Source organism: Amycolatopsis circi (assembly GCF_003385235.1).
In the GTDB taxonomy this organism is placed as follows: domain Bacteria; phylum Actinomycetota; class Actinomycetes; order Mycobacteriales; family Pseudonocardiaceae; genus Amycolatopsis; species Amycolatopsis circi.
Window position 1 is genome coordinate 1 of sequence record NZ_PQIA01000110.1, and the last position, 12,476, is coordinate 12,476.

At 72.3% G+C, this 12,476-nt stretch carries 3 protein-coding genes; all 3 read right to left on the bottom strand.

Annotation, left to right across the window (positions count from 1 at the left end; all coding sequences use genetic code 11):
- A partial coding sequence (locus D0D37_RS34360; protein ID WP_244223777.1) for a condensation domain-containing protein occupies positions 1-677 on the bottom strand: 677 nt, incomplete at its 3' end.
- A 7-nt stretch (positions 678-684) separates the two neighbouring features.
- The gene (locus tag D0D37_RS34365) at positions 685-1,722 is read right to left on the bottom strand and encodes a TauD/TfdA family dioxygenase (protein WP_116204755.1); all 1,038 of its coding nucleotides are present in this window, start codon (positions 1,720-1,722) and stop codon (positions 685-687) included.
- A complete protein-coding gene (locus tag D0D37_RS34370) occupies positions 1,719-12,347 on the bottom strand; it encodes a non-ribosomal peptide synthetase (RefSeq protein ID WP_116204756.1) in 10,629 nt (3,542 codons plus the stop codon). Before D0D37_RS34370 ends, D0D37_RS34365 begins: the two co-directional genes overlap by 4 nt.
- Positions 12,348-12,476 lie beyond the last annotated feature (129 nt).

Below are 12,476 nucleotides of genomic sequence, written 5' to 3' on the forward strand. Positions count from 1 at the left end.
TGCTGGGCGTGCGCGACGACTTCGGCGGGCAGATCGACCGGCACGGTCGCCGGGCGAAAGCCGTCCGCCGCGCCGGTTCGCTCGCAGGGGAGCGCTTCGGCGGGCGGCAGCGTCGCGAGGTGCGTCTGCCAGAATTCCCGGCCCCCGGCGGTCTCGGGAGCGGCCAGGACATCGTGCTGCCACTCGGCGGCATCGGCGTACTGCAACGGTTCGTCGGGCGGCGGCCGGCCCTCGTAGCTCTCGCGGATCTCGGACAGCAGGACGTGCAGCGACACCGCATCGACCAGCCAGCCGGGAGTCGTCAACAGCAGTTCGGCCCGGGAATCCGGCCGCAGCACCAGATCGGCCAGCACAAGTGGGCCGTCCGGGAGATCGAAATCCGTGTCCGCGCGTGCTTGCGCCAGGTCAGCCGGGTCAGTGCCGTCGTGCACCGCATACGCCACGCGCGGCGTCGGCTGGATGACCTGGATCGGCAAGTCCATGCCCGCGGGCCGGTGCAGCACCGTCCGCAGTGCTTCGTGGCGCAGGCACCCGCTTTCGACGGCGCGGCGCATCCGCTCGCGGTCGAGGTTTCCGCTGACTTCGGCGCGCGCCTGCGCCGGGTAGACACCGTTCGGGTCGGCCTGGTGCACCAGCCAGGCACGCTTTTGCTGAGGGGAGAGCCGGTAGCCTTCCATCGTCGCTCTACTGGCCCTGTCCGCCCGCGCCGGCCATCGCGACCACGAGCTTGCGCGGTCCGGCGTACGGCATCCGCCCGTGCGAGACGAGCATGTTCTCGAGAATGGCGATGTCTCCGTCCTGCCATCGGAACATGACGGTCTCTTCCCGGTAGGCGCGGCGGATCACGTCGAGATCGGCTTCGTCGATCGGGCTGCCGTCGCCGTAGTAGGTGTTGCGGGGCAGGCCGTGCTCGCCGAAGGCGGCCAGCAGCGTTTCGCGGATTTCGGGTGCCTGCGCGGAAATGTGGAACAGGTGCGCCTGGTTGAACCAGGCGGTCTCGCCGGTTTCCGGATGCGTCACCACCGCTTGGCAGACCTGACGGGTGCGCAGGCTGTCGGCGGAGAGCCATTCGTACTCGATCCCGGCGCGGTCGCAGAACGCCTCGACCTCGGTCCGCTCCGACGTCTGGAACACGTCCTGCCACGGCAAATCCAGGCCCTGCCCGTAATTGCGCACGTACATCACGCCGTGCTCGGCGAACCGGTCGCGGATCGCGGCGGGGATGCGCGCCAGGACGCGGGTGCTGTCCGCGAGCGGCGTCTGGCCGCCTTCGGGCGCGGCCCGCACCGAGTAGAAGCCCAGCTTCAGCGGCCACGACCGGCTGTAGGCCATCTCGTTGTGCTGCGGGATTTCCTGCGTGGCCGGGTACTCGGTGGAGGTGTAGACGTTGCCCGCGACGTGGCTGCGCGGCGTCGAGCCGTAGGAGTACTCCAGCATGTCGCCGCCGACCAGCCGCACCACCTGCTCGAACTCGGCGACGTCGCCGACGGTGAACCCGCGCAGCAGCACGGCTTTGTGCCGGACGGTCTCCTCCCGGACCTGCTCGCGGTTGGCCTCGACCCAGGACAGCGCGTTGACGCCGTCGACCGCCGGGGCGAACAGCAGCGGCGTCGGGCCGTCGGCCAGCAGCGGGCGGGCCGAGACCAGCGTCTCCGGCGCGAGGCTCACCGCGGTTCGCCGCCGGGGCCGGAACTGGGCTGATCCGCTTTCCCGAGTGCTCATCTTCCCGCTTCCTGTCGTGCGTTGGGTTCTGCCTGGTCGGGCGCCGCTGCGACGGCACGGCGGCGCCGTCGCAGCGCTCCCTGGCTGTAGGCGGCGGCTCCGGCCGCGCCGGCGGCCTGTTCCGCCTCGTCAGCGGCGGCGAGTTCGCCGGCCAGGCCCGCGATCGCGGCGCCTGGGTCAGCGGTCACGACGCGCAGCACCCGCCGGATGTGCTCGGCCAGCCGGACGATCCCGCCGGGCCGGAACAGGCTGGTCTTGTACTCGCACACCAGGCTCAAGCCGGCGGCCGTGCGACGGAACTCCAGCCGGAGGTCGTAGCGAGCCATGCCCGGCGGCGCGCCGACCGGCTGCGCGCGCAGGCCGCCGAAGCTGCCCGCGGCCGGTTCGTCCTGGACGACGAACCAGGTCTGGAACAACGGCAGGTGACTGGCCGAGCGCTCCGGCTGCACCTCCTGCACGACGCGCTCGAACGGCGCTTCGGAGTGCGCGTAGGCGTCCAAGCAGGTGGCACGGACTTGTTCCAGCAGGCTCGCGAAGGTGGGCTCGCCGGCCGCGTCCGCGCGCAGCACGACAGTGTTGACCAGGCAGCCGATCAGCTCTTCGGCTTCCGGCCGGGACCGGTTCGCGACCGGCGTCCCGACCACCACCTCGGACAGCTCCCTGGCCTGCTGGAAAGCGACCGCGGTGGCCGCGAAAAGGACCATGAACGGCGTTGTGCCGGTCCGGTCAGCGACTTCGGCCACCCCGGCCGCGACCGCGGCGGGCAATTCGGCCTGGTGCACCGCGCTGGCGTGCGTCTGCACGTCCGGCCTGGGGAAGTCGGTCGGAAGCGGGGCTGCGGAAATCCCGGCCAGCTTCGCGCGCCAGTGCGCGAGATCGCCGTCGATCCGCTTGCCCGCCAAGCGGTCCTGCTGCCAGGCGGCGTAGTCGGCGAACTGGATCGGCAGCGGTGCGCGCGCGATCGGCTCGCCGGCGAGCGCGGTGCGGTAGTTCTCCGCCAGCTCGCGCAGCAGGAGATCCAGCGAGTGGCCGTCGGCGATGAGGTGGTGCAGGCACAGTGCGAGCTGGTGTTCTCGCGGGCCGGTTCGCACCAGCACGATCCGCCACAGCGGACCCTCGGTGAGGTCGAACGGGGTGTGCGCGACCGCCGCTACCAGGCGGTCGGCGTGGTTCGGCTGACCGGACAGGTCGACCGTCGGCAGCTTGGCGGCGAGCTGGTCCCGCGCGAGCTGACCCGTTTCGGAACCGGTGACCGTCAGGTGCGTGCGGAGGCTTTCGTGCCGGTCGACAACCGCTTGCAGTGCCGTGCGCAACGCGCGCGGGTCCAGTTCTCCGGTCAACCGCAGCGCGCCCGCGATGTGGTAAAGCGGGGTTCCGGGCCGCCACTGTTCCAGGAACCAGAGCCGCAGTTGCGCGGACGAAAGCGGTGCTGGTCCGGTCCGCTCCCGCGGGACGATCGGTGCTTCGTCGGGCCGGGCGCCGGCGATTTCCTTGGCCATCGCGGCGAGATCGGGCGCTTCGAACACGGTGCGCAGCGGCAGTTCGACACCGAACTCGGCGCGGATGCGGCCCTGCAGCCGGGTGGCGATCAGCGAATGCCCGCCGAGTGCGAAGAAATTGTCGTGCGGTCTGGCTTCCGGCACGCGCAGCACATTGCACCACAGCTCGGCCAACGCCCGTTCGGTCGGCGTGCGCGGTGCGACGTGCCCGGCGGCCGGTTCGTCGCCGCCTTCCGGTGCGGGAAGCGCAACGACGTCGACCTTCCCGTGCGCGGTGAGCGGGAAGGCTTCAAGGGTGAGGTAATGCGCCGGACGCAGGTGCGCCGGAAGGGTTTCCCGCACGCGGGCGCGGAGGTCGGCGGTGTCGCCGTCCGCGGTGAGATAAGCGACCAGACGCTGGTCGCCGGGCTCGTCTTCGCGCAGGATCACGCGGGCGCCGGTGACCCGGGGGTGGCGGCGCAGCGCCGCTTCGATTTCGGCCGGTTCGACGCGGTGGCCGCGCAGCTGCACCTGGTCGTCGGACCGTCCGAGGTAGACGAAGACGCCGTCGGGCAGCGCGTGCGCGCGGTCGCCGGTGCGGTACATCCGCGAACCGGGTTCCCCGTACGGGTCCGGCACGAATCGCCCGGCGGTCAGCCCGGGTCGGCCGAGGTAGCCGCGGGCCGGCCCGGCGCCGCCGACGTGGAGGTGCCCGGCGACCCCGGCGGGCACCGGCCGGAGATCGTCGTCCAGCAGGTAGACGCGCAGGTCCGGGATCGGGCGGCCGACGACGCTCCCGGACGCGCGGTCCAGGTCCGGACCTCCGACCGGGTGCCGGGTGACGTGGACGGTGGTTTCGGTGATCCCGTACATGTTCACCAGCTGCGGCCGGTCCAGCCCGAACCGTGCGGTCCAGCCGGCGAGCCGGTCCGCGGACAGCGCCTCGCCGCCGAAGATCACCGTGCGCAGCGCGGGCAGTTCGGGAACCGTCTCGGCCAGCGGCAGGAAGGCCGACGGCGTTTGGTTGAGCACCGTGACCGCCTGGTCGGCCAGGACCCGGGCGAAGTCGGCGGGGGCCCGCCGGGTGGTGTCGTCGACGAGGACCAGCCGGCCGCCGTGCGCGAGCGCGCCCCACAGTTCCCACACCGAGAAGTCGAACGACACGGAGTGGAACAAGCTCCACACGTCCTCGCGGCCGAACCCGAACCAGTGCCGGGTCGCGTCGAACAGCCGGGCCGCGTTGCCGTGCGGCACCAGGACGCCCTTCGGCTGCCCGGTCGATCCGGACGTGTAGATCACGTACGCCAGGTGCGCGGGATCGATCGGCATCGGGACAGGCTCGGCCGGCCCGGCGGCGGGCGTGAGCACGTGCGGCCCGGCGGGCACCCGGCCGGTCAGATCCGGCGAGGCGACCACGACCGGCGTGCCGCTGTCGGACACCAGATAGTCGAGCCGTTCCTGCGGATAAGCCGGGTCGAGCGGCAAGTACGCGCCGCCGGCGAGATGGCAGGCGAGCACCGCGATCACCTGGAGCGGCCCGCGGTCCAGCAGAACGCCGACCAGCACTTCCGGTCCCACGCCGGCGGCACGCAGTTGGCTCGCCAGCCCGCCCGCGCGGCGCAGCACGGCCTGGTAGGTGAACTGTTCGTCGCCCCACGCCAGGGCGATCGCGTCGGGTTGCCTTCGCGCCGCCGCGACGAACCGCTCGATCAGCGCGGGGCCGCGGACCTCTTCCGGCGCGGGGTTCCAAGCGCGCAGCAATCGGTCGTCCGCCGGAGCCAGCGAAACGGCGCCGACTCGATGGCCCGGACCGTCCGCAAAGGACTCCAGTGCGCGGGTCACCTGCTCGGCCAACGCGGTGGCGCAGTCCTCGGGGCAGCGATCGGTGGCGTACATGAGGCGGAGCGCCAGCCGCTCGCCCGGAGCGGCGACGAGGGTCAGCGCCGCGTCGGTCTGCTCCGTGGCGCGCACGTCGTGCGCCCGCAACCCGCCGCGCGGCTGTACGGCGTGTTCGCCGAGCGGGTAATTCTCGAAGACCACCAGGCTGTCGAACAGCCGGCTGCCGCGGGGCACGCTGCTGCAGCCTTGGATGCGCACCAACGGCGTGTGCTCGTACTGCCGGACTTCGGCGAACGACGACTGCACGGCACGCAGCCACGCCGTCACCTCGGCGTCCGGGTCGACGCGGAGGCGCATCGGCAGGGTATTGATGAACAGTCCGACCATGCTCTCGACCGCGGGCAGTTCCGGCGGCCGGCCGGACACGGTCACGCCGAACACGACGTCATCGGACTCGGCGTGGCGGGCGAGGACCAGGCCCCACGCCGCCTGGACCGCGGTGCTCAACGTCAGCCCGTGGCCGCGGCACAGGTCCCGCAGCGCACGGGTGCGCTCCGCCGATAGCTCGACCTCGACAGTCGCGGCGCCGACCGGGCCGCAACCGGGCTGGTCCAGCGGAATCGGGGTCGGCACGGTGAACCCGGCGAGTGCTTCGCGCCATCCGGCGTCGGCCGCCGCGGCGTCCTGCTCGCGCAGCCAGCCGACGTACTTCTCGTACGGCGGCACGGCGGGCAGCTCCGGCCGCTTTCCGGCGCGATGCGCTTCGTACCCGGTGAACAGGTCGGAGAGGACGATCGGCAACGACCAGCCGTCCATCAGCAGGTGGTGATGCGTCCAGACGAACCGGTGGGTCCGCTCGGCGACCCGGGCCAGGGCGAAGCGGAGCAGGGGCGGCTCGGTCAGGTCGAATCCGGCGGCGCGCTCGCTCTCCAGCAGATCCGAGACCAGCGCCGCCACGTCGTCGCGGCCGCGCCAGTCGGTCAGCCGCCACGGCTCCGGCACGTCGCGGTGGACGATCTGCACGGGATCTTCGCCGTCGGGCTGGCGGAAGGTCGTGCGCAGTGCGGGATGCCGGGAGACCACCTCGTGCCAGGCGCTTCGGAATGCCTCGACGTCCAGATCGCCTTCCAGCGCAAAGGAAAGCTGCACGACATACACGCCGCTGTCCGGCGACAGCAGTGCGTGAAAGTGCATGCCCTGTTGCAACGGCGACAGCGGATACGTCGCTTCGACGCCCGATTCGGCCGCCGGTTCGGCGAGGTCGCGGATGTGCTCGAGAAACTGCTCGGCGAGCCGGGCGACGGTGCGCTCCGCGTGCATCGCGGGCGCATGGGTCCAACGGACGTGCAACCGCCCGGCCGCCACGAACGCGGTGACCTCCAGCGGATACGGCCGTGGCTGCCGGGGATCCTGCGTGCCGGCCGGCAGTTCGGCGAGGAGTTCCCACGGGGCGTCGCCGAGGCCGCCGTCGAGCTGGCCGAGGTAGTTGAAGCACACCTCCGGCACCGGAAGGGAACGCAACGGCGCGTCCGAGCCGTGCCGCAGGTCCAGGCATCCGCTGCCGACCGCTTCCGTGCCGTCCTTGCCGAGCACGACCGGCTCGATGACCGTGAACCAGCCGACGGTGCGGGTGAGATCGGCATCCGCACCGGTGTCGCGGCCGTGGCCCTCGACGTCGACCAGCACCCGGTCGCGGCCCGTCCAGCCGGTCAGCACCAGGCCGAGCGCGGTGTGCAGGATGTCCTTTGCGGACCGGCCGACGGCAGGTCGCAGCAGCGCGGAGGTCTGGGCTTCGTCGAGAGCGACGGTCACGGTGTGAGCGTCACCGACGACACCGGCTCCGGCGTGTGCGAAGTCAGCGGGTGCGAAGTCCACCGGGACGCTTCCGTCATGCTGTTCCAGCAGCGCTCGGCACCGTTCCTGGTCGCCCACGCGGAAGGCGGCCGACTCGGCCCACTGACGGAACGACGTGGTTTTCGGCGGCAGCACGACCGGCTCGTCCCGGAGCGCTTGCCGGTACGCGGTGGCGAGGTCGTCGAGCAGGATTCGCCAGGAAACCCCGTCCACGCCGAGATGATGCGCCACGAGCAGGACCCGGTGGTCGTCCTCGGCGACGGTGGCGTACAGCGCGCTCAGCAGCACACCACTGGCGAGATCGAGTGAGCGCTGTGCTTCTGCGGCGCGGGTGTCGAGTGCGGAGAACCGTTGCGCTGCAGGCAATGCGGTCAGGTCGGCGACCTGAAGCAGCGCGGGCGGTTCCGCCGGGAGCGGCGCGTTGTCCAACACCCAGCCGTCTTCGGTGCGCAACCGCAGGCGCAGTGCGTCGTGGTGCGCGAGCAGTGCGTGCAGCGCCGTTTCCAACGCCGCCGGGTCGAGCGGCTGGGCGGAGCGCAGGACGAGCGCCTGGTTGAAATGGTGCGGTGCGGGAAGCTTCTGGTCGAGGAACCACTGCTGGATCGGCGTCGCGGGGACGGGCCCGGCGACCGGGCCCTGCTCGGCGGAGATCGTGGGGGCCGATCCGGCGACGGCGGCCAGTTCCGCGACGGTCTGGTGCTGGAACAGCTGCTTGGCGGTGACGGCCAGCCCGGCTTGCGCGGCCCGGGAAACGACCTGGATGCTCAGGATCGAGTCGCCGCCGAGCGCGAAGAAGTTGTCGTCCCGTCCCACGCGGGCGATGCCGAGCACCTGCTCCCAGACCGCGGCGAGCGCGCGTTCGGCCGCGGTGCGCGGCGGCCGGTATTCCGCGCCCGCGGTGAAATCGGGCTCCGGCAGCGCGTCGCGGTCGACTTTTCCGTTGCTGGTCAACGGCATCCGGTCGACCAGCACGATCGCCGCGGGCACCATGAATTCCGGCAGGCGGCGGGCGCAGTGCTCGCGAAGCTCGGCCGCGGCGGGTCGGGGTTCGGCCACCACGTAGGCGGCGAGCCGGGCCGTGCCGCGGCGGACCAGCACCGCGGCTTCGCGCACTGCGGGGTGGTCGAGCAGCACGGTCTCGATTTCGCCGGGCTCGACCCGGAACCCGCGCAGCTGCACCTGATTGTCGGCCCGGCCGAGGAAGACCAGACCGCCGTCATGGCCGAACCGCGCGCGGTCGCCGGTGCGGTAGAGCCGTCCGCCTGGCGCGCCGAACGGGTCGGGCAGAAACCGTTGCGCGGTAAGCCCGGGACGGCCGAGATAGCCGCGCGACAGACCGGGCCCGCTCACGTACACCTCGCCCGCGACACCTGGCGGCACCGGCCGGAGATGCGCGTCGAGCAAGTGGACCTGAGTGTTGGCGAACGGACGGCCCAGCGTGGGTTCCGCGTCCTCCGCGCGGCACTGGCCGATGGTCGCGCCGACGGTGCACTCGGTCGGGCCGTAGCCGTTGAGGAACCGGCGGCCCGGCGCCCAGCGGCGGACCACTTCCGCGGTGACGGCTTCGCCGGTCGAGGTCAGCACGGCGAGGTCCGGCGGAGTCGCGGGCAGCGACGCCAGCGCGGACGGGGCCAGGGTCGCGTGCGTGATCGCCTGCCGGACCATCAGCCCGGCGAGTTCCGGGCCGGGCAGGCGCTCCTCGCCGGTCGCGATGCAGAGTGTGCCGCCGAAACACAGTGCCATCACGACGTCCCACAGCGAGGCGTCGAAACCGAATGACGCGACGGCCAGCACTCGATCCGCGGCGGTCGGGGCGACCGCGGCCGCCTCGACCGCGACCAGGTTCGTCAGGCCGCGGTGCGCCATCAGCGCGCCCTTGGGCCGTCCGGACGAACCGGAGGTGTAAATGACGTAAGCGAGGTGGTCCGGGCCGACCGTGACCGCGGGTGCGGATGCGCTCGCGGCGGCGATTTCGTCCCGCTGGCCGTCGAGGCACACGATCGTGCCGACCCCGGACGGAACCGACGCGGCGAGATCGCTGGTGGTCACGACGACGCGCAGGCCGCTGTCGGCGGCCATGAACGAGAGCCGGTCCGCCGGGTAGGCCGGATCGAGCGGCAGATACGCGCCGCCCGCGGCGAGCACCGCCAGCAGGCTGACGATCGACTCGGCGGAGCGTTCGAGGAACACGCCGACCGGCGTTTCGGCACGCACGCCCCGCGCGCGCAACACATGCGCGAGCCGGTGCGCGGACCGCAGCAGCGCGGCATAGGTGAGCTGCCGGTCGCCGCAGACGACCGCGATCGCGTCCGGTGTCCGGGCGGCCTGGCTCGCGATGGCCTGGTGCAGGCATTCGCCGGCTTCGACCGGTACCGCGGTGTCGTTCCATTCGGCGAGTTGCCGGGTTTCGGCGGGAGTGAGCAGCGGCACCGCGCTCGCCCGCCCGCCGGGATCGGCGACCATCGCGGCGAGAAGCAGGCAGTAGTGGTCGGCGAGCCGTTCGACAGTGCGCGCGGCGAACAGGTCCGTGCTGTACTCGACCACGCCGTGCAGCCCGTCGGCGGTTTCGGTCACCGCGAAGGCCAGGTCGAACCGAGTGGTGCCGGGATCGAGATCGAGCTGCCGGGCGGTCACCCCCGGCAGGTCGACCTCGAACGCGGAAGCGTTCTGCAACGCGAACAACAGCTGGTAGACCGGGTTGTGGCTGAGGTCCCGTTCGGGCCGCACCGCCTCGGCGACCAGCTCGAACGGCACGTCCTGGGCGTAGGCCGCCAGGCAGGTGCGCCGGACCTGGTGCAGCAGGGCGCGGGAGCTAGGGTCGCCGCCGGTCCGGACGCGCAGCGCGACGGTGTTGGCGAAGAAGCCGACGACCTCCTCGAATTCGGGCCGTCCCCGGTTCGCGACCGGCGTGCCCACCACCAGATCGTCTTGCCCGCTGTGCCGGGCGAGCAGGACCGCGTACGCGGTGAACAAGGTCATGAAGAGGGTGACTTCTTCGGTGCGGCTCAACGCGATCAGGCGCCGGTGCAGGTCGGCCGGAACGGTGAAGGTGTGCACGGCGCCGGCGAAGGTCTGCACGGCGGGGCGCGGCCGGTCCAGCGGCAATTCGTGCAGCGCCGGTGCGCCGGATAGCTGTTCTCGCCAGTAGCCCAGTGGCGTGCGCAGCTCCGGGCGGCTCTGCTGCCAGCGGGCGAACTGCGCGTACTGCGCGGTCGGCGGCGGCAGCGGGGCGCCCCGGTACGCGGTGGCGAAATCGCGCAGCAGCACGGAAAACGACCAGCCGTCGACCACCGCGTGGTGCCCGGCCAGCACCAGCACGTGCTCGTCGTCGGCGATGCGCACGAGCGCGGCTCGCAGCAGCGGGGCGCGGCCGAGGTCGAACGGGCGACGCGCGACCTGCGCGGCCAATTCCCGCGCCGCGTCCGGCGCAGTCTCGGCGTTGATCAGCTCGATGCCGAGGTGCAGCTCCTCGGCGATCTCCTGCATCGGCCGGCCGTTGTCCGCGACGATGGTGGTGCGCAGCGCGGAATGCCGGGCGACGACCGCGTTGAGCGCGCGTTCGGCTTCCGGGACCGACACCGGGCCGGACAGACGCACCGCCACTTGCGACACGTAGGCCGCCGTACCGGGCAGAAGCTCTTCCAGGAACCACAGTTGGCGCTGACCGGAGGAGAGCGGGGCAGGGGAGTCGCCGGACGGGAGTGCGGTGTCGGCGTGCGTGCGGTCCTGCTCGGAGATCTCGCGGGCGAGCGCCGCGAGGTCGGCCGCCTCGAACACCGCGCGCACTGGCAGCTCGACGCCGAACGCCGCACGGACCCGGCCTTGCACCATGGTGGCGAGCAGGGAATGGCCGCCGAGGGCGAGGAACCGGTCGCGCCGGCCTGCCTTCGGCACGGCGAGGACATCGGCCCAGATCGCCGCGAGGCGTTTTTCGGTGTCCGTGACCGGTTCTTCGTACGGTTGGCCGGAATCCCGTCGAACCAGAGGCAGCGCCGCTCGGTCGACCTTGCCGTTCGGCGTGACGGGCAATGCGTCGAGGAGCGGGAACGCGTCCGGCACCAGATGGGCCGGCAGCCGCTCGGCACAGTGCGACCGCAGGTCTTCGGCAGTCGTTTCGGGGGCCACCGCGTAGGCGGTCAGCGTGTCGGGCGCGGCGATGACGACGCAATCGTGCACCGCGGGGTGCTCGCGCAGCACGGCCTCGACTTCGCCCGGTTCGATCCGGTGGCCGCGGACCTTCGCCTGCCGGTCGAGCCTGCCCACGAAGTCCAGTTCGCCGTCCGGACGGCGGAACACGCGATCGCCGGTCCGGTAAAGCCGTGCGCCGGGCTCGCCGGACGGGTCCGGCACGAAACGTTCCGCGGTGGTCCCCGGACGCCGCCAGTAGCCGCGCGCCAAGCCGGGTCCGCCGAGGTACAGCTCGCCGGAAGCGCCGGGCGGCACCGGCCGGAGATCGGCGTCCAGGACGTGCGCCCGGGCGCCCGCGACCGCGACGCCGATGGTGACCGGCTCGTCCGGCACGCAGGTCGCCGCGGTCGACCAGACCGTCGCCTCGGTCGGGCCGTACAGGTTGTGGAAGCGGCGGCCGGGCGCCCACCGGCGGACGATTTCCGGCGGGCAGGCCTCGCCGGCGACCGCGATCGTGGCGAGCGCGGGCAGCTTCGCGGCCGGCGTGACCACCAGCGCGGACGGCGGCAGGGTGACCGTCGTCACCGCTTGCCGGTCCAGCGTCGCGACCAGGTCCGCGCCGGGCATCAGCCGCTCGCCGGGAAGGACCAGCGTCGCGCCGGAACACAACGCCATGACGATCTCGAACACCGAAGCGTCGAAGCTGGCGGACGCGAACTGCAGCACCCGGCGGCCGGGACCGGCGTCGAGAATCCGTTGCTGCGCGCGGGAGAGCCCGGCGATGCCCCGGTGGGTGAGCAGGGTGCCCTTCGGCCGTCCGGTCGATCCGGAGGTGTAGATGACGTACGCCAGGTCGTCGACGCGCGGAACCGGCAGCCTGGCGGTTTCGGCGGGCCACGGCCGGTCGAGCGGCAGCACGCGCGCGCGGTGGCTGGGCAGTTCTGTCGCGGAATGGGCGAGCAGGATCGGTACGTCGCTGTCCGCGAGCAGGAATTCCAGCCGACGGACGGGATACGCGGGGTCGACCGGGAGGTAGGCGCCGCCGGCCTTGAGCACTGCGAGCAGCGCGGTCACCAGGTCCGCGGTCGGCGGAAGACAGACACCCACGCGTACGTCCGGCCCGACGCCCAGCGCGCGCAGGCGGCGTGCCAAGGCCGTGGCGCGCGCGTCCAGCGCCCGGTAGGTGAGTTGACGCTCGGTGTGAGCCACCGCGATCGCGTCCGGCGTCGAGGCCGCGTGCGCGGCGAACAATTCGTGCAGCGCGGCCGGACCGGACGGAGCGCCGGCGAGCGCAACTGCGCCGTCCGGCGTATTCGATTCCGTCATGCGGCCGATTCGGCGGTGCGCCGGAAACCCGCGGCGGCCGTCGTCCGTGACTCGCTGGATAACACGCTGAAACGCCCCCAGAATGGCGTGGCTGCGGATCAATTCTCCCGCACGCTAGCACGGCTCCGG